At 57.9% G+C, this 22,275-nt stretch carries 19 protein-coding genes; 17 read left to right on the top strand and 2 right to left on the bottom strand.

Going from position 1 to position 22,275, the window contains the following annotated elements; translation table 11 throughout:
• Nucleotides 1-278 precede the first annotated feature (278 nt).
• Together ACOSV0_RS10860 and ACOSV0_RS10855 are read right to left on the bottom strand one after the other, a co-directional pair.
• Complete coding sequence (locus ACOSV0_RS10860; protein ID WP_434110245.1) at nucleotides 279-497, bottom strand: hypothetical protein; 219 nt, start codon at nucleotides 495-497, stop codon at nucleotides 279-281.
• 52 nt (nucleotides 498-549) lie between these two features.
• Nucleotides 550-1,335, bottom strand: coding sequence for an SDR family oxidoreductase (locus tag ACOSV0_RS10855; RefSeq protein WP_434106182.1), 786 nt, complete (start codon nucleotides 1,333-1,335; stop codon nucleotides 550-552).
• Nucleotides 1,336-1,579: 244 nt separating this feature from the next.
• Here ACOSV0_RS10855 and ACOSV0_RS10850 point away from each other — a divergent pair, with 244 nt between their 5' ends.
• The 17 genes from ACOSV0_RS10850 (at nucleotide 1,580) to ACOSV0_RS10770 (ending at nucleotide 22,247) form a co-directional block, all read left to right on the top strand.
• On the top strand, nucleotides 1,580-2,728 hold the full coding sequence (locus ACOSV0_RS10850; protein WP_434106181.1) for a trans-sulfuration enzyme family protein: 1,149 nt from the start codon (nucleotides 1,580-1,582) through the stop codon (nucleotides 2,726-2,728).
• A complete protein-coding gene (locus ACOSV0_RS10845; protein WP_434106180.1) occupies nucleotides 2,725-3,864 on the top strand; it encodes an NAD(P)/FAD-dependent oxidoreductase in 1,140 nt (379 codons plus the stop codon). Before ACOSV0_RS10850 ends, ACOSV0_RS10845 begins: the two co-directional genes overlap by 4 nt.
• Before the next feature lie 43 nt (nucleotides 3,865-3,907).
• Nucleotides 3,908-4,255 (top strand): RidA family protein, encoded by a 348-nt coding sequence (locus ACOSV0_RS10840; protein WP_115782951.1) that lies wholly within the window; start codon nucleotides 3,908-3,910, stop codon nucleotides 4,253-4,255.
• 140 nt (nucleotides 4,256-4,395) lie between these two features.
• Nucleotides 4,396-6,096, top strand: a complete 1,701-nt coding sequence (locus ACOSV0_RS10835; RefSeq protein ID WP_434106178.1) for an ABC transporter substrate-binding protein — start codon at nucleotides 4,396-4,398, stop codon at nucleotides 6,094-6,096.
• Nucleotides 6,097-6,198: 102 nt separating this feature from the next.
• Nucleotides 6,199-7,149, top strand: coding sequence for an ABC transporter permease (locus ACOSV0_RS10830; protein WP_434106177.1), 951 nt, complete (start codon nucleotides 6,199-6,201; stop codon nucleotides 7,147-7,149).
• A gap of 10 nt (nucleotides 7,150-7,159) precedes the next feature.
• Nucleotides 7,160-8,179, top strand: coding sequence for an ABC transporter permease (locus ACOSV0_RS10825; protein WP_434106175.1), 1,020 nt, complete (start codon nucleotides 7,160-7,162; stop codon nucleotides 8,177-8,179).
• Between the two features lie 12 nt (nucleotides 8,180-8,191).
• Nucleotides 8,192-10,291, top strand: a complete 2,100-nt coding sequence (locus ACOSV0_RS10820) for an ABC transporter ATP-binding protein (RefSeq protein ID WP_434106173.1) — start codon at nucleotides 8,192-8,194, stop codon at nucleotides 10,289-10,291.
• 95 nt (nucleotides 10,292-10,386) lie between these two features.
• The gene (locus ACOSV0_RS10815; RefSeq protein WP_434106172.1) at nucleotides 10,387-11,313 is read left to right on the top strand and encodes a nitrilase-related carbon-nitrogen hydrolase; all 927 of its coding nucleotides are present in this window, start codon (nucleotides 10,387-10,389) and stop codon (nucleotides 11,311-11,313) included.
• A gap of 106 nt (nucleotides 11,314-11,419) precedes the next feature.
• On the top strand, nucleotides 11,420-12,604 hold the full coding sequence (locus ACOSV0_RS10810) for a hydantoinase/carbamoylase family amidase (protein ID WP_434106170.1): 1,185 nt from the start codon (nucleotides 11,420-11,422) through the stop codon (nucleotides 12,602-12,604).
• Nucleotides 12,605-12,614: 10 nt separating this feature from the next.
• Entirely contained in the window at nucleotides 12,615-13,280 is a 666-nt protein-coding gene (locus tag ACOSV0_RS10805; RefSeq protein ID WP_434106169.1) for a cysteine hydrolase family protein, read from the top strand.
• Between the two features lie 327 nt (nucleotides 13,281-13,607).
• Nucleotides 13,608-14,759, top strand: a complete 1,152-nt coding sequence (locus ACOSV0_RS10800) for a porin (protein ID WP_434106167.1) — start codon at nucleotides 13,608-13,610, stop codon at nucleotides 14,757-14,759.
• A 247-nt stretch (nucleotides 14,760-15,006) separates the two neighbouring features.
• Entirely contained in the window at nucleotides 15,007-15,879 is an 873-nt protein-coding gene (locus ACOSV0_RS10795; protein ID WP_434106166.1) for a LysR family transcriptional regulator, read from the top strand.
• 14 nt (nucleotides 15,880-15,893) lie between these two features.
• A complete protein-coding gene (locus tag ACOSV0_RS10790; protein ID WP_434106164.1) occupies nucleotides 15,894-17,429 on the top strand; it encodes an N-acyl-D-amino-acid deacylase family protein in 1,536 nt (511 codons plus the stop codon).
• A 230-nt stretch (nucleotides 17,430-17,659) separates the two neighbouring features.
• A complete protein-coding gene (locus ACOSV0_RS10785; protein WP_434106162.1) occupies nucleotides 17,660-18,409 on the top strand; it encodes an electron transfer flavoprotein subunit beta/FixA family protein in 750 nt (249 codons plus the stop codon).
• A 13-nt stretch (nucleotides 18,410-18,422) separates the two neighbouring features.
• Nucleotides 18,423-19,358, top strand: a complete 936-nt coding sequence (locus ACOSV0_RS10780; RefSeq protein WP_434106161.1) for an electron transfer flavoprotein subunit alpha/FixB family protein — start codon at nucleotides 18,423-18,425, stop codon at nucleotides 19,356-19,358.
• 557 nt (nucleotides 19,359-19,915) lie between these two features.
• Nucleotides 19,916-20,722, top strand: coding sequence for an SDR family oxidoreductase (locus ACOSV0_RS10775; RefSeq protein WP_162831501.1), 807 nt, complete (start codon nucleotides 19,916-19,918; stop codon nucleotides 20,720-20,722).
• Nucleotides 20,723-20,858: 136 nt separating this feature from the next.
• The gene (locus ACOSV0_RS10770; protein ID WP_434106160.1) at nucleotides 20,859-22,247 is read left to right on the top strand and encodes a Rieske 2Fe-2S domain-containing protein; all 1,389 of its coding nucleotides are present in this window, start codon (nucleotides 20,859-20,861) and stop codon (nucleotides 22,245-22,247) included.
• Nucleotides 22,248-22,275: the final 28 nt, after the last annotated feature.

The raw sequence follows: 22,275 nt of genomic DNA, 5'->3' as shown, positions 1-22,275 counted from the left end.
GCAGGAACTGATTCCGGCGAGCGCTGGTTGGCGAGCGGATCCCGCTGGAAGTGGACGCTTGCGTTATTCGCTTCCGCGAGTGAACCGGCTGATTTCAATTGGATGGACGGCGGTCTCCCGCCGAATTTTGGGTCGAGTCTGCTGGTCACCAGGAATTAGTTATATTTAGTGATAGTCCCGACTATAAAGAGAGCAGAAGGTCGGGTCGCAGGGTTGAGGAAGTAGGGTTTTCGATCCGGTGGGTCCCCCCGCTGACCTTGGCGTCGTGCGAATCTGGATCAATAACTGGCAGCGGACGCTGCCGTACCTCGTGGCCAACCGAAGGATCGTCCCGGCCCTCTCGTTATCGTTGACGATTCGGTATCCTTAATAATAAAAAGTGAGCGAACCGAATAACCCTGTCTCTTCAACGACGCAATCGCGTTAGTCTTTGCCCCCGGTGTTTTCCAGATGACCCCCGTCGACACGGGGGTGTTCTTGTCTTTACTTTCAGTCACCCGCTTGACGGCTAATGTACGGCCGCTGAACGAGCGGGCGATGTCTGGCACCTCAACAGCTTGCAATCAAGCCACCGTCCACACGGAACGTCGAGCCAGTCATATAGCTGGCCCGATCGCTCGCAAGGAATGTCACAACATCCGCATATTCCTGAGGCTCGCCGTAACGTCCCAGTGGAATGGAGGACGTGCTTTCCTCCGACACTGACTCGACGCTCCGCTGTTCGCGTTGAGCCTTCGCGTTGTCGAGGAACCGGATGCGGTCCGTGGCAATACGCCCCGGAACGATGATATTGGCGGTGATCCCATCGCGCGCAACTTCGCGCGATAGCGTCTTGGACCAACCAACGAGCGACATTCTTAACGCGTTCGAAATCCCGAGGTTGGGGATAGGCGCGAGCACGCCCGACGATGCACTCGTAATCACTCGTCCCCATCCTTTCGAGCGCATTCCTGGCAACACCCTGTCTGTAATCGAGATCACCGACAGGACCATGGACTGGAATGCCTTCTGCCACGTCTCGGGGGACTGTCCCGACGCGGGCGTGGGTGGGGGGCCGCCCGTATTGTTCACAAGTATGTCCACTGAGCCGAAGTGTTCTTCGATCGCGGCAAGTCGCGGCTCGACCAACGTCAGATCGGCGAGGTCCCATATCAACGAAAACGCTCGCCCACCGGTTTCCTTTACTGCTTCAGCAGATTTTTGCAGCGCCACTGCGTCAATGTCTGCAAGCGCAACATTGACGCCTTCACGTGCAAGTGAGACTGCAATCGCACGTCCGAGTCCACCGCCGCCGCCGAGAACAAGTGCTGTCTTGCCTTCTATGCCTAGCTTCATTGCATGTCCATGTTGGTTTGTATGATGAAAGTTATCCGCGTGCGTCCTCACGGTCACGCTGCTCTGCCTCAGCGTTCAGGGTGCCGTCTTGCTGACAACGCGTCAGATGTACGCGAAAGTGCCCGACGACCCCCTCCGTCACATTACACCGTTTTGATTCGAATAATCGATAGCATAGTGTTGACAAATGCATTTTGCAAATTTACCTTTGTTGGTAACGGCACGCACACTTGGAGTGGAAACAATGTCGCTGAACGCATCAGTCGCAAGGCAAACCCTTTTGGCACAAGCCTTGGGTTGGGTTGATAAACAATCTGATAGCCTCGGGCCGTCCATCCACCCCGCGACTTCATTCCTGCGCGATCCAGCCGATCTTCACCGTGCCAGCCGCACCTACAGGCGGGACGACAATCCCACCTTTCTGCAGGCTGAAGTGCTGTTGGCAACGCTGGAAGGCGGGGAGGGGTGTCTTCTGTTTTCATCGGGCATGGCAGCGGCAACGGCAGTAATGTCGACGCTTTCGCCAGGTGCGCATGTGGTGGTGTCGACGCGGCTTTACTCGGGTCTGCGGAATTGGCTTTTCTCTCACGGGCGCCGCTGGGGCATCGACATATCCGAGGCTGACTATGAAGACGTCCATGGGTTGAGGGCGATTCTTGAGGCGCGTCCTGCACAGATTGTCTGGATAGAGACCCCGGCCAATCCGCTTTGGCATGTCTCCGATATCCGCGCCATCACTGAACTGGCTCACGAGTGCGGCGCGTTGGTGGTCGCCGACAACACCGTCTCAACGCCGATTCTGACGAGGCCACTCGAACACGGGGTTGATGTCGTGCTTCATTCAGGCAGCAAGTACTTAAATGGCCACGCCGATGTGGTGGCGGGAGCGCTGATCGTTGGACCACGAAGAACCGAGCTTCTGCAGCGACTCGCCGACATCCGCAATGACTACGGCGCTGTTCTGGGGCCATTCGAAGCGTGGCTTCTGCTGCGTGGCATGCGCACACTCGAACTGCGAATGAACGCCATTTGCCGGAATGCATTGGAGATTGCGTGTTTTCTGCAGGAACACGAAAGGGTCGTCGAAGTTGTCTATCCCGGGCTCGCTTCGCATCCTGGCCACGTGCTGTCCCGCAAACAGATGCAGGGCGGGTTTGGAGGAATGTTGTCCTTCCGTGTCAAAGGCGGAGAAGAGGTCTCGCGTCGACTGGCAGCATCAACAAAAGTTATTCGTCAGGCTATTTCCTTCGGAGGACTTGAGACAGTCATAGAGATTCGCCGGGGAATGGAGGGGCCTGAAAGCCGAACGCCACCCGATCTTCTTCGTTTATCGGTCGGTACCGAGGCTGTAAAGGATCTCATCGCCGATCTTTCCCAGGCGCTTTCAGCATGAACCAGTCAAAGTCTACTCATGTCGACGTACTCATCATCGGCGGTGGAATTGCCGGTGCAGGCGCCGCCTATGAAATCGCGGCCTTTGCGTCGGTGATCGTCCTGGAGGGCGAGAGCCAGTGTGGATATCATTCGACCGGGCGCTCGGCTGCCAGTTTTACCGAGAACTATGGGAATGCGATCGTTCGGCGACTCGCCATCGGCAGCCGTTCGTTCCTGTCCGATCCGCCCGCCAGGTTTTGCGATCATCCGATCCTCATGCCGCGCGGCATGATCACGGTTGCACGCGGTGACCAGTTGGGCATGCTCGAAAGAGAACTTGAGCGGGCGCGTGCGCTGGTCCCGGCGATCAGGGCGATGACGCCGTCTGAAGCCATTACGCGCGTGCCAATTTTGCGCGCCGATTACGTTGCAGGCGCTTTTTTTGAACCCGACTCCATGGAAGTCGACGTGCACGGCCTTCATCATGGTTTCCTGAAGGCTGCGCGCCAACGTGGCGCTCAAGTGGTCACCGATGCCCGTGTGAGTTCTATTGAGCGCATGAATGGCCAGTGGTCGGTCAAAACTGGAGCGGGCGATTTCTGCGCGCCGGTCATCGTCAACGCGGCGGGCGCATGGGGTGACGAGATAGCGGCGATGGCGGGTGTCGCTCCCCTTGGTCTGATGCCGAAACGCCGCACCGCGTTCAACATCCCGGTTCCCAAAGACATCGACATGTCCGGCTGGCCGTTGATCAACGATGCCGGAGATGAATTTTATTTCAAACCCGACGCCGGTCAGCTTTTTGTCTCTCCTTCGGATGCAACCCCTTCCGTACCAATGGATGCTTACCCGGACGATATGGATGTCGCCGTAGGAGTCGAGCGCCTCGAGCAGGCGACCACGCTGACGGTGCACCGGGTTTCGCATTCGTGGGCGGGCCTCAGGACCTTCGCGCCAGACTCGTCGCCCGTTGTCGGACCCGATGCTACGGCTGAAGGCTTCTTCTGGCTGGTCGGGCAAGGCGGCTACGGTATCAAGACATCACCTGCGTTATCTCGTATCTGTGCTGCGCTCGTGAGGCAGGAAGGTCTTCCCGAGGACCTGTTGCAGCTTGGAATCACCGAGGCTGATCTTCTGCCGGCGCGCCTGCGTTAGCCCCTCTCGTTATTTTTGGCATCAACAAACAGGACGAAACACCATGACTATTCAACGCTTCGAAAATGGCCAACGCTATTGCCGTGCCCTCAGCCACAACGGAACCGTCTATTTGTCCGGCATGACGGCGGGCGATACGTCCGGGGATGTCGTGGAGCAGACGCGACTCACCTTGGCAAAGATCGACCACTACCTGGAAATGGCAGGATCGGACAAGTCCAAACTGCTCAGCGCCGTGATCTGGCTGCGAGATATCGCCGACTTCGAACTTATGAACAGCGTGTGGGACAACTGGATCGATCTGTCGGCCATGCCTGTGCGCGCCACGGTCGAGGGCCGCCTGGCTGGTGACAGCTATCGGGTGGAGATTATGGTGACCGCGGCGGTCTGAGTCTGACGCTTCAGACGCACGGCGGGCGTCCCGAACGGCACGTCAACCGTGTTGGCCGTGAGAACGAAATCGCATTTGCCTGGGCTGCCCACAGTTCGTTACCAGCACCATGCAGGCAACAACACAAACAGAGGTTCCAGATGACTGAGCGTAAAGACCATCCGTTGTTATCGAATTTACTGGAGCAACGGAAAAACGGGAAGACGGACCGCAGAGAGTTCATCCGGCTCGCGGCCCTGCTGGGTGTCACTGCCGGCCTCGCCTGCAAGATGGCGGGGCTGCCGGCATTTGCCGTGGGGAAGGACACCACGCCGTTTCCCTCGGACGATCCGCAGGCCAGGACGGGCGGCAAGCTTCGCATTGCGCAGTCCGTTGCGAGCATGACGGATCCCGCGACCTATAGCTGGAACGAAATGTCCAACCAGTCGCGTCCGATCATCGAGCACATGATGCTTGTCGGCCCAGACAACATTGTGCGGCCCATGCTGATCGAATCCTGGGAGCCGTCGGTCGATCTCAAGACGTGGACACTGCATGTGCGAAAGGGTGTGATGTGGCACAACGGCGAAGAGTTGACCGCCGACCATATCGCCTGGAATATCCGGCGCTGGACCAACTCGTCGTTAGGCTCGTCCAATCTCGGACTGTCCACCTTTGCCGCACTGGCGCAAGATACCGGGGAGAAGGACGTCAAGGGAAAGCCAGTTCGTGTTCCTGCACAAAATGGCGTCCAGATCATCGATTCGCATACTTTGCGGCTTAACCTGTCGAGGCCGGTGCTGTCGGTTGCGGAGGATTGCGCCGAATATCCGACTCTAATCGTGCACCCGTCGTTCAAGCCGCCATTCTCCGCCGCACCGATTGGTACGGGACCCTATACCCTGGTCGAGTTGAAGGTGGGCGAACGGTGCATTCTCAAGCGCGTCACGAAAATGAGCAATGGCAAGGATTTCCAATATTGGGGCGGAAAGGTTTATCTTGACGAGATTCACTTCTACAACTTTGACCAGGAGAACCAGACGGCAGCTCTCGCATCGGGAACGGTGGACGCCACTTATGAGCTAACCGCAGATCAGCTCGACCTGGCTCATTCGATCGACGGTGCGCAGATCAATTCAGTAGTGTCAGCACAGACCCTGTGCTGCCGGATGCAGGTCGACGTCAAACCTTTCAATGATATCCGCGTGCGCAAGGCAATCGTGATGGCAGCTGACAATGCGGCCACCCAGGCTTTGGTGTTTCCCGCGGGCGGGCGCGTCGCCGAGAACTATCACGTCGCACCCGTGCACCCGGATTACTTCCCGCTGGCTGGCGCGCCGAGAGACGTCAAAGGCGCGAGGCAGCTTCTGAAAGAAGCCGGCTATCCAAACGGTCTGTCTCTCACGATCGACGTAGGCAACACCGATGGGTCATGGGAGCAGGCGGTCTGCGAAGCGTTACGCGACCAGTTGAGCGAGGCTGGCATCAAGCTCTCGGTCAATGTGATGCCTAAGACGAAATACTGGGACGTCTGGAACAAGACGCCCTTCGGCGCTACGTCCTGGGCCCACCGACCACTTGGCACCATGGCATTGACGCAGGCGTACCGCACAGGCGTGCCGTGGAATGAAACCCATTTCTCCGATCCGCACTTTGATGAAGCGCTTTCGGATGCCGAAGCAACGCTCGATGTGCGGCAACGCAAGGCGAAGATGGAAAAGGTCGAACGCATATTGCGGGACGCAGCTGTCATGGTTCAGCCAGTATGGCGGCCCGTCTATAACCTGGCGTCCTCCAAAGTGCGCGGCTATAAACCTCATCCGTCGCGCCAGTTACAGCTGACGAAAGTATGGATTGGCTAACGGCAGCGTAGTGCAAGACGCAGCTCCTCGGAAGAACGAGCTGCCCGGTTGCCGTGACTTCTATTGTTGCGTCGGTCCTTTGTGAGCACAGGGTGGTGTTACATGCAAAAACTCATTTTTCGCCGGCTGATGCAGATGCTTCTAATCATGGCAACCGTGTCCTTACTGCTGTTTGCCATCTTCAGCACGGATCAGTTCAGGAAGAGGGTGGCTGTGTCAGAGCTCGGTGGATTCGGGGTGGCCACGCTTTCCGACGGCGACTATAAAGCCTGGCTGGAAAAGAAAGGTCTGAACGAGCCGTTCCCCAAGCTGTACGCGCAGTGGGTCGGTAACGTCTTCGAAGGAAACCTTGGGCACTCGATTGAAAAAAACGAAGACGTCTCGGTCCTGCTTGGCAGCCGGTTGTCACATACGGCTGCACTTGCTTTCTTCGTGTTTCTTTTCATGGTGCCGATTTCTCTCACGTTTGGCGTGCTTGCCGGGATGAACGAGGGGGGAATGCTTGACCGCATCGTTTCTACGCTGGCGGTCTTCACCACGTCGATTCCGCAGATCGCCACGGCCGTGCTGCTGACCGTGGTGCTCAGTCTCGGACTCAAATGGGTTCCAACAAAGTCCGCCATGGTTGACGGTTGGTCATTTCGTGAATTGCTGCTGCCGCTGCTCACGCTGCTGCTTTACGACATCGGTTACGTGGTCCGCATGACACGGGCTTCCATGGCGGACGTCATGGGTTCTCACTATATCCGGACCGCCACACTCAAAGGTATGCCTTATCGGCGCGTCATTTTCAAGCACGCACTGCGCAACGCACTGATTGTTCCCTTCACCCTCATTTTTCTCCAGTTGAACTGGCTTCTGTCGCAAGTCGTCGTCGTGGAGGTCTTCTTTCAGTATGACGGCTTCGGACGGATGCTTTATGACGCATCGGTGTTCGGTGATATCGCCGTGCTGCAGGCCGCAACCCTGGTCGCCGTGGCGGTTGCAGTTACGTCGCAACTGCTTTCCGACGTCGCCTACGTCCTTCTCAATCCGCGCGTACGGTTCCAATAGGAGACTCGCCGTGACTCAACTTGCGGTATTTCGCACCGTGCGCCGCTCTCTACGGATTTCGAGCGTCTGGACCGTTGCGCTGCTGGTCGTCCTGATCTGGGTGGCGCTATGCGCTTACGTGATGTTCCCAAGACAGCTCGGCACCCTCGAAAACTATGTCCTGCTGCCCGCGATCCCGGCCGTTTTGCTGCTTTATTTCATGGCCGTGCGGGCGTGGCGGCAATCCACTATTGCCATCATAGGCGTCACTCTCGTTCTGTTCTGGATACTGATCGCAGTAGCAGTCCCCTATCTGCCACTCCTCGATCCTAACAAACCTGTTGCGCCTTATGCCCCACCGGGAGCGATGAGGCACGGCGTCACCTTCCTGCTTGGTGCCGACATGCGCGGCCGCGATGTTCTCTCGAGGACGTTGTGGGGGTGTCAGCGCGTCATCGTCTGGGGCATCACAGCTACTTCGGTCGCTTACGTCGTCGGTGCTGCGTTTGGCCTGGTTGCAGGTTACGTCGGCGGCTGGTGGGATGAAATTGTTTCATTCATCGGAAACGTGTTGCTATCTTTTCCGGTCATCGTACTTTTCATTCTGGTATTGAACTACCTCGGCCAAAGCGGCTTTAACATCATCATCGCGGTCACCTGTTCCTCCGCGCCGGCGATCATGCGCATTGTTAGAGGTCTCGCGCTCGATGCGAGGACACGTGACTACATCCAGGCCGCGCAAACGCGTGGCGAACACGCGGTATGGATCATGATTATTGAACTGCTTCCCAATGTACGGGGGCCAGTCATTGTCGACGCGTGTCTGCGGCTTGGCTACACCACCGTCGCGATCACCACGCTTACCTTCCTTGGCCTTGGCCTCCAGCCACCGGACCCTGACTGGGGACTGATGATCAAGGAAGCCTCGACCGCAGCACTTCTGTGGAAATACTCCTACATGCTGGTTGTTCCGGCACTTTCCGTCAGCAGTCTGATACTGGGTTTCAACCTGATGGCCGACGGCCTGCGCGAAATGAGTTTGCGCGACTGACAGGAGACTTCGATGGACACGACATATGCCTCAGGCGCCGTACCCGTTCTCGAATGCAGGAACGTATCAATCTCCTACATGACCAGGGCGGGCGAAGTTCCCGCGGTGATTGATTTCAACCTTCGCTTGATGCCAGGCGAGGCGCATGGGCTCGTGGGCGAATCCGGTTGCGGCAAGTCGACCATAGCGCTTGCCATCATGCGCTATCTCGGCAAGAACGGGCGTGTGGTCGGAGGTCAGATCCTGTTCAACGGGCGCGACCTGCTGACCATGAGTGCGGCTGAATTGCGACGGATTCGCGGCGCCCAGATCGCTATGATCTATCAGGAGCCGATGGCCTCTCTCAATCCTTCGATGGTAGTGGGGGAGCAGCTTGCAGAAGTCCCCGTATTTCACGACGGTGTCGGACGTGCCGAAGCGTGGTCAAGGGCGCATGCGATGCTCGAGCGGGTGCGTCTTGCGGACTGCTCGCGCATCATGAGCTCGTACCCGCATCAGCTTTCAGGAGGCCAGCAGCAACGTATTGTCATTGCGATGGCATTGCTTTCCAGTCCAAAGCTGCTGCTGCTCGACGAACCCACGACGGCGCTGGATGTGACCGTGGAAGCCGGTATCGTCGACCTGATCCGGGATCTTTCGGCCCAGTTCGGCATGTCAATGCTGTATATCTCGCACAATCTGGGACTGGTACTGGATACCTGCGAACGTATGACAGTGATGTATTCGGGTGAGGCTGTGGAGGTCGGTCCGGTTCAAACTGTGTTCGACGGCATGCGGCATCCTTATACAAAGGGCCTGTTTTCCTCCATCCCGGTTCCCGGTGCGGACAAGAACAGCCGGCCGCTTGTCCCGATACGCGGGCAATTACCCGCGCCTCATGACCGGCCGCCCGGCTGCAATTTTGGACCGCGCTGCGATTTCTTCGTCTCCGGACAGTGCGATGCGGCGCCTGTTCCCATGGTTCCCATCGCCAATCATCATGCCTCCCGGTGTATCAGGGTGAACGAAATCGGCTGGAACGATACGGCGAAGACGAATGCTGAGGGAAACCGGGCGCCGCTCGGCGAGGTTGTCCTGCAGGTCAATGATCTGAACAAACGATATGGAAATATTCGCGCAAACCAGGGCCTGAGCTTCGATGCCCGCCATGGGGAGACGGTTGCCATAGTCGGCGAGTCGGGCTGCGGAAAATCAACCTTTGCCCGCATCGCAATGGGACTTGAACGCGCAACGTCAGGCTCCGTCAAGCTGGGGGAGATGGAACTCGGCAACCTGCCTGTCACTCGCCGCAAGAGCGATACGGTCAGAAAGCTGCAGATGATCTTCCAGAATCCGTTTGACACTCTCAACCCAAGTCACACCGTGGGATTTCAGATCGCCCGCGTGATCCGGAAATTTGGCGTCGAGAAGGACGAAGCGAGGATTCGGCAACGGGTTCTCGAACTGTTGGATATCGTCAAACTGCCTCGGGAATTCGCCGAACGGCTGCCACGTCAGCTTTCGGGCGGGCAGAAGCAGCGTATCGGCATTGCCCGTGCGTTTGCGGGAAATCCATCCGTGGTCGTCGCAGACGAACCAGTCTCGGCCCTCGATGTATCGGTGCAGGCAGCGGTGACCGAACTTCTAATGGATATCCAGCGGCAACAGGGCACCACGATTCTCTTCATCAGTCACGATCTTTCCGTGGTGCGATATCTGGCTGATCGGGTCGTGGTGATGTATCTCGGGAAGGTGATGGAACAGGGGCGCACCAATGACGTATTTTCGCCGCCCTATCACCCGTACACCGAAGCGCTTCTCGCCTCGGTGCCGATCGCCGACCTTCGCGCAAAAAAACGCAAGGTGTCGCTAAACGGCGAGATGCCGTCGCCCAGCGAGCCGCCTCAGGGGTGTCCGTTTTCGACGCGCTGTTCGCACATGATTGCCGGGACCTGTGATCGGATCGAGCCGCCCATTCAGGTTTTTGAATCCGGCCATCAGATTGCCTGTCATCTGCCACGCGAACAGTTGCTCGCGATGGAGCCCGTCATCACCTTCGACGAGGCGCTCGCACCCGATCGCGCCTTGTTGAACATGCCTGAACACGCTGCCGATCCACAACCGAGTCACTAAGCGCGCCTGTAGCCGCGGAGTTTACCTGCCATGCCAACATGCATTACTGCGCCGTACCGGCGCCAAACGGAACACCTGATGGAGACGATCGCATCGTGGCTCGATATCTGACGCTGGCGGCCTGCCAGACCGGCCCCGTTCAACGGAGTACATCCCGGGTGGAAGCCGTTGATCGACTTATCCACCTCCTGGAGCAGGCGGCGGCGCGCGGCGCCGAACTGGCTGTCTTTCCGGAGATGGCGCTGACGACGTTCTTTCCGCGCTGGAATCTGAACGATGACGCGGAAATCGCGGGCTACTATGAATCGCAATTTCCGGGGCCGCAGACTCAATTGCTATGCGATGCCGCACGCAAGCTGAAAACTGGTTTCGCGCTTGGTTACTCGGAGAGCGTGGAGGAGGGCGGCCGTGTGCGGCGCTTCAACACGATGGCGTTGGTCGGCGAGGATGGCGAGTTGATTGGCCGTTATCGGAAGATGCACATTCCCGGCTCTGAGTCTCCGGAGGAAGGCACAACGGTTCATCTGGAGAGGCGCTATTTCGAACCGGGCAACCTGGGTTTTCCGGTTTTTGCGTATCGCGGGGTTCGGGTTGGACTCGCACTTTGCAACGACCGAAGGTGGCCGGAAACCTGGCGAATGCTCTGCCTTAACGGGGCGCAGGTGGTCCTTGTTGGTTACAACACACCTGTGCTGCTTGACGAAGCGCCGGCGCTCGCTCATCTGCGTATGTTCCATAATCATTTGCCGATGCAGGCGGGGGCTTACCAGAATACCGTGTGGATTGCAGCCTCTGCCAAAGCGGGCCTCGAGGAAGGGCAGGCATTGCTTGGCGGCTCGTGCATCATCGCGCCGAGCGGCGAGATTGCGTCACTGGCGAGCTCAGTAGGTGATGAGGTAATCACCCATCGTGCTGACCTGGACCTGATCGCCACCTGTCAGCGCGTTAACTTCGACTTCGCTCGCTATAGACGCCCTGGCGAATATGCGCTGATATCCGAACGTGCCGGCCCCCTGGAGTGACCTTATGACGGCATCAGGTAGTGACCCAACGCGGCCAACCAGCGGAGGAGTCCTCGCACGGCGGGTTTTGTCGCAACTCAGGCAGGGAACCTTGACACCGCCTGGCGTGACGCGTGCTTCATATGGCACCGGCGAACATTACGCGCACGATCTGGTGCGCCAGGAAGCTGAGGCGCTGGGCGCGATTGCACAGGTCGATGCCGCGGGCAATCTCTATCTCACGTTGCCTGGCCGCAATCGGTCCCTGCCACGGATCGTCATGGGCTCCCATCTGGATACTGTGCCGCACGGTGGAAACTACGACGGTGCCGCCGGCGTTGTCGCGGGCATCGCGGTCATAGCCGATCTCGTTGAGCAGGGGATAGTGCCTTCGCGGGACGTTGTCGTCATGGCAATCAGAGCCGAGGAAGCCGCATGGTTTCCGCTGTCCTATCCGGGCAGTCAGGCCGCACTTGGTTTGCTGCATCCGACTGCGCTGCAAGCGCGAAGATCGGACACGGGGAAAACGTTGGCTGAACACATGGAGCTAGCGGGGTTCGATCCTGAAGCGGTGCGTCGAGGCACTACCCTGATCAATGCCAGAGATATCGCCGCTTTCGTCGAAGTACATATCGAACAAGGGCCGCGTTTGCTGGCCCTTGACGCGCCAATCGCTATCGTATCGGCGATTGCAGGCGGGTTTCGTTACGTCGATGCGCGTTGTTTTGGCGCCTACGCGCATTCCGGTGCCGAACCCCGATTTTCGCGGCGCGATAGCGTGCTGGGCTTCACTGATCTGGTTCAGGGCCTCGAGACGGAGTGGGACTTGCTTGAGCGGGACGGCCTGGAGGCGACCATCACTTTCGGACGGGTCGAATCGGATCGGACCCAGCATGGGGGCAGCCGGGTCTTGGGGGAGTTGGGCTTTACGCTCGACGTCCGTAGTGAAGAGCAGGCGGTGCTTGATCATCTCCATCAGCGAATACATACGCTTCAAGCGGACATTGCTGCAAAGCGTAACGTTCGGTTCGAGATGGGGCAGAAGTCCATATGGTCGCCTGCGCGCATGGATGCCGGACTGATCCAGCGACTCGAAGCCTCGGCTGCCCAGCTTCAGATGCAACTCCATCGCATGCCAAGTGGTGCAGGCCACGACGCCGCCGCTTTTGCGGCTGCGGGTGTTCCGGGCGCGATGGTTTTCGTTCGTAACGAGCATGGCAGTCACAACCCTCACGAAAGCATGCGACCCGAGGATCTGGATCAGGCCATCCACCTGCTCGTGAATTTTGTCACGTCCTTTGACGAACGTTGAGAACACCACAATGGATATAAAAACATCAGCAATTCTCGTCATCGATCTTCAGAACGAATATCGCAGCGAGGGTGCTTATCCTGTTTCGGGCTACGAAGATATTCTTGCTCATGCTGCTGCGATCATCGCTGCTGCACGCCATGGCACCGTACCGATCATTTATGTTCAGGCTTGGGTCGAGGAAAGCGAGCGCAGTCACTATTCGCTTCTCAATGAGGCACTGACAGACGACTTGAGGTCTGCGGTGGCGGGTAGTTCCGGTGCCGATATCTGCTCCGAGGTTAGTCCAGAAAGAGATGAGACTGTGGTCCGCAAGCGCTGGCCGAGCGCGTTTCAGGACACTGACTTGCATGCTCATTTGAACGCGCTTGGCATTAAGGAAATCGTCGCGCTGGGCGTCTGGACAGACAGTTGCGTGAGAGCAACCGTTTTCGATGCCATCTACAAGGGGTACCGCGTCTGGTTGGTAAAAGATGCATGCGGTAGCGCCACGGAGACCATGCACCGTGCTGGCATTCTGGATATGGCCAACCGGCTTTATGGGGGGGGCGTGCTACGAAGTGAAGAGGCCGTCAAAGCCTTACGAGGCGAGCCTCATCGCTCCTGGCACTGTTCAAGGCCTATAGAGTTTCCCTATACGCTCTCCTCATTGAACCGGTTTTACTGCGACTTGTGAGATCTGTTTGAGGTGTCTTCAGGATTCGGGGTTGTTTCAGAATGGTAGTTGCAAGTTTCAATCGACAGAATCAAAAGTCTGTCGTTTCAGCAGGAGAGTAGATGGTATTTCCGGCAGCCAGTGTAGTTCCCTGCCGAGTCCTGGGTGTACCTCCAGGTTTGACGGATTGAATGGATTTTGCCGCGATCCGGCAACTGCGCATAACCGAGGTTTCAGCCGAGCCTCACGAGGGATCTGACTCGATAAGCTTTTTGGTTCGGTGTTCGATGGTAGTAAATATCAGTAAACTTTTTTAAAAAACACACCTCAATTAATTTGGATAACTAAATGAAAAAGTATATCCCAAAAACTGTCTCACTTTTCGCAATAATCTCGGGTCCCGTGTTTGCGCAGAATAGTGTCACGCTGTATGGCCTGATTGACGAGGGGTTCAACTACACAAGAAATGTAGGTGGCCACAATGTATACGAGTTGAAGAGTGGCTACGCTCAAGGTAGCCGATGGGGTTTGAGAGGTTCGGAAGATCTTGGCGGCGACCTGAAGGCAGTCTTCCGGCTCGAAAATGGCTTTAACGCCAGCAACGGCAAGCTTGGGCAGGGCGGTCTCGAATTCGGTCGGCAAGCGTATGTTGGCTTTTCAGACAGCAGATTCGGTACTGTTACTCTAGGCCGTCAATATGATTCCCTTGTCGACTATCTCGCGCAGACAACGGCCAACGGAAACTGGGCAGGATACCTGTTTTCGCATCCTTACGACAACGACAATACGGACAACACGTTCCGGGTGAACAACACGATCAAGTACGCGAGTCCAGATTATTCCGGGTTGCAGTTCGGCGGCACATACAGCTTCAGTAACGACACCAACTTCGCGAACAATCGTCAATACAGCTTTGGTGCCCAGTATACGAATGGCGGCCTGCTACTGGCCGCAGCTTATCTGCAGGCGAACAATCCGTCGTCGAATGCTGGCGGTGCCATCAATAACGGTGGGGATGAGAATTTCCTGTCGACCCGGCTGCGGGTATTCGGGGCGGGTATCAACTATACGTTCGGTAGCGCAGTACTCGGCTTCGCATACACGAACACGAACGTCTCGCAGCCGCTTAGCTCGGGCTATGTTGGTGCGATCACTCCACTCGCAGGCACGACCCTCTCGGCGCTCAAGTTTGATAACTTCGAAGTCAACGCAAAGTACCAGTTCACGCCCGCATTCTTTGTTGGTGGGCAGTATGTCTATACGCGTACCAGCTTTAATGCCTCAAGCGGAAAGCTTCGTCCAAACTACCAGTCCGTCGGATTGATGGCGGACTATAACCTGTCCAAGCGTACCGACGTCTACCTGCAAGGCGCATATCAGCACGCGGGCGGAGACCGGACAGGAGCTGTGCTCGATTACGCCTACGTGCCTGGCGCGGACGGCGTGTCGTCCACTGGAAACCAACTCGTCGTGCGCGCAGCAATTCGCCACAAATTCTAAGTTTCTAGGGGCGAGGGGCAAAGTTGCTGTATTCGGCCGGCGCGTCGTGACAGGTTTTGGGACGTTGCTTGCCGAGCAGGGGTGTTTCTTGTTCTCGGAGGTGGGACGTAGTCTTCGGCCGGATCGTGCGTGTACGCTGTGACGCTCAGTGAAGTGAAGGTACAGCAGCGTCCGTGATTCGCGCCATCGCTCCATTTGACATTCCGATTTAAACGAGTTTTAATATGCAAAAAGGCGATTTATTGATATGAACCTCGATGCTGTTCGCAGTTTTCTCGACGTAGCCGAAACCGGCAGTTTCAGCTTGGCGGCGGCGCGCGTAAGCGTCATGCAGTCCACTGTCTCGGGCCGTATCCAATCCCTCGAGGATGAACTTGGCTGTCTCCTGTTTAATCGCGGCAGAAGTGGTGCCGAACTCACCCCGGCCGGTCAGGAATTTCGCGCCTACGCTGAAAAAATTGTGCAGACGTGGGATCAGGCTCGTCAGCAGGTAGCACTTCCGCCCGGGTATTCGGGCATCTTCCGTTTCGGGGGGCCCGTTGCACTCCAGGATCGGCTCAGTGTTGCCTGGGTGTTGTGGATGAAAGAACATGCCCCAGGAATCGCGCTTCAGCTAGAGGGGGGCTACTCGGACGTTCTGACCGAAAATCTTTCTTCGGGGATTCTAGATGCGGCGATCATGTATTTGCCGCGGCGCCGGTCGGGGTTGGTGATAGAAGAACTGCTGCAAGAAAATCTGGTGCCGGTACAGCACCCGGAGCTTTCGGGGTCATGGCATGAACAGTTTGTTTCGGTAGATTGGGGACACGATTTTCGGGCCAGCTACAGTCAGGCATTTCCGGGTGCTCCTGCGCCAGCGCTTTCGGTGGGACTGGGTGCACTTGGCCTGCAGTACGTGCTTGCTTTAAAGGGAGCCGCCTATCTTCCTTTGGGTTTGGTTGCGCCGCTTCTTGCCGACGGACGGCTGAGCGAAGTCCCCGAGGCCCCTGTATTCCGCCGCCCCATCTACCTGGTCTATCCCTCGCGGAGCCGCAGTCCGGAACTCCTGGAAGTCGCTCTTTCAGGGCTTCGTCATCTGGCGACAATAGTAGAGCTGCCAAAGCTTGCTTCGATATACTAACCGATGAATCGATTATGAAATACGATTTCCTGCTTCGCAACGCGACCCTTATGCGTGGCGACGGCTCGCCGCGCTTTTCCGGTGACCTTGCGATCGACGGAAACAGGATTGCCGCAATCGGTGATCTGTCGCTGGCCACGGCAAGTCACGAAATCGACATTCAAGGCAAAGTTGTGGCGCCTGGATTTATCGATGTCCATACTCATGATGACGCGGCGCTTCTTGCTGAAGACGGCATGGTCCCCAAGATCAGCCAGGGAGTCACCACGGTCATCACTGGCAATTGCGGCATAAGCCTCGCGCCGGTCACATTCCGGGCATCCCCGCCGCCTCCGTTCACCCTGCTGGGGGGAAATGAAAATTTCCGCTTTGGACGATTCGGTGATTATGTTGCCGAGTTGCGTCGAATAGGTACCGTTACCAATGCCGCGCTGCTGGTCGGCCATACGACGTTGCGGCAGCGAACGATGCCTGTGACCAACCGGGCCGCCAGTGATGAAGAAGTGCAGCAGATGCAGGCCGAGTTGGAGCGCGCTATGACCGAGGGCGCGTTTGGCATGAGCACCGGGCTCGACTACCCGCCTGCAATCGCTTCGTCGACAGAAGAGGTCAAAGCGCTCGCAAATACGGCGGCACGGTTGGGTGGCCCTTATGTCACGCACACGCGGAATTATTTCGAGAAGCTGGAAGAGGCCATTGAAGAGGCCATTGATATTGCCGGGCATGCCGGTGGGAAGCTCGTCATTTCTCATCACCAGGTCACCGGCCGCGCCAATTTCGGCAAGAGCAAACCGACGCTTGAGCGTATTGACGAGGCGCGGGAAAGTCTTGATATTGGTGTCGATGTTTATCCCTACTCTGCCAGTTCAACCGTTCTACGACTGGAGCGCTGCGACACGGGATTACGCATTTTGATCACATGGTCGGAGCCTCATCCGGAAATGGCCAACCGGGAATTGAGCGACATCGCTCGCGAGTGGGCGTGCACGGAACGGGCCGCGGCCGAACGTCTCCTGCCTGCTGGCGCGGTCTATTTTCAGCTGGACGAGGCTGATGTCCGTCATATTCTTTCTCATCCAAGGACCATGGTCGGCTCTGATGGGTTGCCGCACGACAAGCATCCACATCCTCGTTTGTGGGGAACTTTCCCTCGTGTGCTTGGCCACTACGCGCGCGATGAGAATCTGTTCAGCCTTGAGGAAGCCGTGTTTCGTATGACTGGTCTTCCAGCACAGGAGTTCGGGTTCCTCGATCGCGGGCTCCTGATGCCCGGAAATTTTGCGGATATCGTCGTGTTCGATCCGGAAACGGTACTCGACCGCGCAACATTCGAGCACCCACAGCGACCGGCGGCCGGCATCGACCAGGTGTTCGTCAATGGCGTTGTTGTGTGGCAGGACGGGGCCTCAACGGGAGCGCGCCCCGGGTCTGTATTGCGGCCAAATCCGATTGTCCAGAATCAACGCCCGATCGTTTCCGGGCACGGCGTAAATTGTCCGGGGTGCAATCGGGACGCACTTGGGTATTCAGATGAAAAATACGCCACCTGACTGCAAGGCTGATCGTGAAGGGATTCGCTCGCGCGCGGAGCTGCGTCGACAGCCTGGTACGCGGCCCGACGAGAGGTTAGTGGCCGGATAGTGCGTCCCGATGTCGATGCGAAGAAGGCCGGAGCGGTCAATACCCGACCCGGCACCTCATTTCGTGAGACTGACGCCGGCATGAATCGCCCGCGCGCGCACTTGGTTCGGTGTAGGGCAGTTGCAAATAGGAGCTTGAATTGAAAATCCTGGTGCCAGTCAAGAGAGTGGTCGATTACAACGTGAAGGTCCGGGTGAAGTCGGACGGCACAGGCGTCGACATCGCGAACGTGAAGATGTCGATGAATCCGTTCGACGAAATCGCGGTTGAAGAAGCTGTTCGTCTGCGTGAAGCGGGCGTGGCGACCGAAGTGATCGCTGTGTCGGCCGGTGTGACGCAGGCGCAGGAGACGCTGCGCACGGCGCTGGCGATTGGCGCGGACCGCGCGATCCTGATCGAGTCGGGTGAAGACCTGCAGCCGCTGGCGGTCGCCAAGCTGCTCAAGGCGCTGGTCGACAAGGAACAGCCGCAACTGGTGATCCTCGGCAAGCAGGCGATCGACGACGATTCAAACCAGACCGGCCAGATGCTGGCTGCGCTGGCTAACCTGCCGCAAGCCACGTTCGCCTCGAAGGTTGTCGTCGCTGACGGCAAGGCGACGGTGTCGCGTGAAGTGGATGGCGGCGCGGAAACGCTGTCGCTGACGCTGCCCGCCGTGGTCACCACCGACCTGCGCCTGAACGAGCCGCGCTACGTCACTTTGCCGAACATCATGAAGGCGAAGAAGAAGCCGCTGGAAGTCGTCAAGCCGGAAGACCTGGGTGTCGATGTGACGCCGCGCCTGAAGACGCTGAAGGTTGTCGAGCCGCCGAAGCGCTCCGCCGGTGTGAAGGTGCCGGATGTGAAGACGCTGGTCGAGAAGCTGAAGACCGAAGCCAAGGTGCTGTAAGGAGACGGACGAAATGACGAATCTGGTAATTGCAGAACACGACAACGCGTCGATCAAGGCCGCGACGCTGAACACGATTGCAGCCGCGCAGAAGATTGGTGGTGATATTCACGTGCTGGTGGCGGGCCACAACGCGCAGGCCGCAGCGGATGCCGCAGCGAAGATTGCAGGTGTTTCGAAGGTGCTGCTGGCCGACGCGCCGCAACTCGCAGCGGGTCTGGCAGAAAACGTCGAAGCGACGGTGCTGAATTTCGCGAAAGACTATTCGCACATCCTCGCTCCCGCGACCGCTTACGGCAAGAACATCGCGCCGCGTATCGCCGCGAAGCTCGACGTCGCGCAGATCAGCGACATCACCGCAGTGGACAGCGCCGATACGTTCGAGCGTCCGATCTACGCCGGTAACGCGATCGCAACGGTTCAATCCCAAGACCCGATCAAGGTCATCACGGTCCGTACGACCGGCTTCGACCCGGTTGCGGCCGAAGGCGGCAGCGCAACGGTCGAGAAGATCGAAGCCGCAGCTGACAGCGGCCTGTCGCAGTTCGTGAGCCGTGAAGTGACGAAGCTGGACCGTCCGGAACTGACCTCGGCAAAGATCATCGTCTCGGGTGGCCGCGGTCTGGGCAACGGCGAGAACTACACCAAGGTTCTCGAACCGCTGGCGGACAAGCTGAACGCAGCGCTGGGCGCGTCGCGCGCAGCAGTCGATGCCGGCTTCGTGCCGAACGACTACCAGGTGGGCCAGACCGGCAAAATCGTCGCGCCGCAATTGTACGTGGCGGTCGGTATCTCGGGTGCGATCCAGCATCTTGCCGGCATGAAAGACTCGAAGGTGATCGTCGCGATCAATAAAGACGAAGAAGCGCCGATCTTCAGCGTCGCCGATTACGGTCTGGTGGGCGATCTGTTCACAGTCGTGCCGGACCTCGGGGCGACGCTGACTTAAGAAGCAGTCGCGGCGGGAGGCCTAGATTTCGCACTTAGGGAGTGCTGGAACAAAACATCATTGAAATTCGACCTCCAATGCAGGGACAAACAGTGCCATTCCAACGGTAACACGCCGAAAATCTCCCGCTCGAACAGATCGAAGGCGCTGGCAGCATTGACTACTGTCGATGTTCGACTCCTGGCAGTACAAAAGGCTCACGTGCTGACTGTGCGTGAGCCTTTTTTCATATTTTGCCTCATACATTGGATCAATTTAACTACGACGTCACTATTGGCGGCGAAAGCCCGATCATTGGTCGATGGCTGACTCCTTGGGGCGACGCTTCTCCTTGTCAATTGGAGATAGTCTCCTGACTCTCGAGAGGCAGGAAAGGCGATCCGCTACCCTGATTTGTCGCGACCTGTGCCGATCCAGAGAGGCTACCGATTTCGAGGGCCGATACTCACCGGCTAGCCATGTTGTTCGAGTGACTGCTCTCCAGCCTATCTTCGGATAGTTTTCTCGTCGCCGGAATCCATGGAAAGTGGAACCGCTCAATTGGACGAGGAGACGGTGTGGAACTTGGCATAGCCGGAAAAATAGCGCTGGTCACAGGTGGCAGTAAAGGGATAGGCCGCGAAACCAGTCTGGAGTTGGCACGCGCTGGTTGCCAGGTGCTGGTCGCGGCGCGCGGCAAGGAAGCCATCGACGAAACGGTTGCGGTTATTCGGGGAGTGGGCGGTGTCGCGGCAGGCTTCTCCGGTGACTTCACGGACGTGGAGAACTATCGCCTCGCCGTCGCAGCGGCTAAAGCGGCTTTTGGCTCAGATCCAGACATTGCAGTGTTCAATCTGCAGGCGCCGAAGCCAGGCAGCTTCGAAGAACTCAACGATGACGATTTCCGCTGGGCTTACCACCTCGTGGTTACGTGCTACATGAACCTGGTCCGTGCCGTCGTGCCGTCTATGAAGGAAAGGCGCTGGGGCCGGATCGTCACCATAGGTTCCGGCACGGCCAGAATGGCACTGCGTAGCACGCCGTATTTTTCGTACGTTCTTGCCAATACACATCGCGTGTCGGCCGTGGGTCTGATCAAAACGCTGATGGGTGACTACGGCCCTTTCGGCATCACTTTCAACACCATCGGCGTCGGTTCGATAGAGACTGAGCAGTTCAAAGCCTGGATGCAGAAACGCGCCGACGAAAGCGGAGTTCCGTACGACGACGTTATTCGCGGCTTCGCCGCGGACAATCCTCTGCGCCGGGTGGGCAGGCCGGTTGAGGTCGCGAAGCTGTGTACGTTTCTCTGTTCCGAATACGCCGGCTTCACTACGGGCGAAACCGTGCTGTGCGACGGCGGACAGGTGATCTGCCTGCCCTGAAACGTCGCCTGAATCGACGTAAACCCTGGCTAGGGTAGGCGAGAATATGGCGCATATTGAACAAAATATGACTATATTGTACTTTATGTACTAATGTCATGGCGACCCATGCTGCGTAATAACAAGGAGACAGACTGTGTTGACTAAAGCCAAAGATGTCCTGGCAGACGGCGTTCGCATCGAAGATCTCATTGACGTGGAGCGCAGGGAAGTTGCGCTGCGCGTGATGTCGGATCGCGAGGTCTACGACGTCGAGATGGAGCGAGTGTTCGCCAGAACTTGGGTGCTGCTAGGGCACGAGAGCGAGATTCCCAGCGTCGGCGACTACATGGTCCGATGGATCGGGGAAGACGCGGTCATCGTCGCGCGTGACCGGGAAAACGCGATCCATGTGTCGCTGAATGTCTGCCCGCACCGTGGCATGCGAATCGCGCTCGGCGAGTACGGCAACACGCAGACGCACCGCTGTATCTACCACGGCTGGGCATTCAAGCCGAACGGCGATTTCATCGGCGCACCGGTCGAGCGTGAGCAAATGCACGGCGACGTATGCAGTAAGGCGGAGCTTGGCCTCAAGCAGGCGCGCGTCACCGTGTACGGCGGCCTGGTGTTCGCCACTTGGAATATCGACGGCCCCTCGCTGGAAGAGCACCTCGGCGACATCAAGTGGTACCTCGACATGCTGTTCTGCCGGACCGACGCGGGGCTCGAAGTTCTCGGTCCGCCGCAGCGGATGCTAATGCGGGCCAACTGGAAAACCGCCGGTGAACAATCCGCATGTGACGGCTTCCATACGCTGACGCTGCATCGCTCGCTGCTCGAGATGGGGCAGATCGGCGGCGACAGCGACACGATATACGACAAGGCACCCGCGATGTATGGCATCAATGTGAGCGCCAATGGCCATTCGCTTCGTTGTATTCCGGCGGAAGTGACGTTCTCGATGGTGATGGGCATGTCCGTCGAAGGACTGGGCGTCGAAGAACGGCTGAAGATTCTGCCACCGCCAGGTATCACCCAGGAACTTCTCCCGCAGGTGAAGGCGCATCTCAGCGTAAGTCAGGTCGAGTTGCTCGCGAAAGCGCCGCCGCAAGTCGGTGGCCTGTTCCCAAACGTGACAATCGCCTTTCTGTACATGCCGCTCGACGACGGCACGATGGGGAGCGCACTGGTGCTTCACACGTTCGTACCGAAGGGACCGGACAGTTTCGAGAACTACAACTGGATCTTCGCCGAGAAGGATGTATCGCCCGAAATCAAGCGCAAGATGCTGGCCACATCGATTCGCGCGACCGGTACCTCCGGCACCATCGAACAGGACGACGCCGATACCTGGCCGCAGATTTCGCTCAACGCGCGTGGCGCGATGGGACGGCACAACACGCTGAAGTATCAGGCGTTGCTTGGCGAGAAAAAACCGGAAAACTGGCCGGGCGGGGGTAAGGTCTATGACGGGTTTTCGAAAGACGATGCGCAATGGGAGTGGTGGCTTGCATATCGCCGTCTGATGAACGCTGGCGCTTGACTGTCCAGCTAATCGTCCCACTAACTGT

Source organism: Paraburkholderia caffeinilytica, assembly GCF_051027425.1.
Lineage (GTDB): Bacteria > Pseudomonadota > Gammaproteobacteria > Burkholderiales > Burkholderiaceae > Paraburkholderia > Paraburkholderia caffeinilytica_A.
The sequence above is the reverse complement of the archived record's forward strand: the minus strand, read 5'-3'. Positions and strand labels throughout refer to the sequence as shown.

Excerpts from the sequence above, each read along its gene's own strand:
- ACOSV0_RS10840 (WP_115782951.1), top strand. The coding sequence starts at position 3,908 with ATGACTATTCAACGCTTCGAAAATGGCCAACGCTATTGCCGTGCCCTC.
- ACOSV0_RS10830 (WP_434106177.1), top strand. The coding sequence starts at position 6,199 with ATGCAAAAACTCATTTTTCGCCGGCTGATGCAGATGCTTCTAATCATG.
- ACOSV0_RS10820 (WP_434106173.1), top strand. The coding sequence starts at position 8,192 with ATGGACACGACATATGCCTCAGGCGCCGTACCCGTTCTCGAATGCAGG.
- ACOSV0_RS10855 (WP_434106182.1), bottom strand. The coding sequence starts at position 1,335 with ATGAAGCTAGGCATAGAAGGCAAGACAGCACTTGTTCTCGGCGGCGGC.
- ACOSV0_RS10850 (WP_434106181.1), top strand. The coding sequence starts at position 1,580 with ATGTCGCTGAACGCATCAGTCGCAAGGCAAACCCTTTTGGCACAAGCC.
- ACOSV0_RS10805 (WP_434106169.1), top strand. The coding sequence starts at position 12,615 with ATGGATATAAAAACATCAGCAATTCTCGTCATCGATCTTCAGAACGAA.
- ACOSV0_RS10845 (WP_434106180.1), top strand. The coding sequence starts at position 2,725 with ATGAACCAGTCAAAGTCTACTCATGTCGACGTACTCATCATCGGCGGT.
- ACOSV0_RS10780 (WP_434106161.1), top strand. The coding sequence starts at position 18,423 with ATGACGAATCTGGTAATTGCAGAACACGACAACGCGTCGATCAAGGCC.
- ACOSV0_RS10835 (WP_434106178.1), top strand. The coding sequence starts at position 4,396 with ATGACTGAGCGTAAAGACCATCCGTTGTTATCGAATTTACTGGAGCAA.
- ACOSV0_RS10790 (WP_434106164.1), top strand. The coding sequence starts at position 15,894 with ATGAAATACGATTTCCTGCTTCGCAACGCGACCCTTATGCGTGGCGAC.
- ACOSV0_RS10795 (WP_434106166.1), top strand. The coding sequence starts at position 15,007 with ATGAACCTCGATGCTGTTCGCAGTTTTCTCGACGTAGCCGAAACCGGC.
- ACOSV0_RS10800 (WP_434106167.1), top strand. The coding sequence starts at position 13,608 with ATGAAAAAGTATATCCCAAAAACTGTCTCACTTTTCGCAATAATCTCG.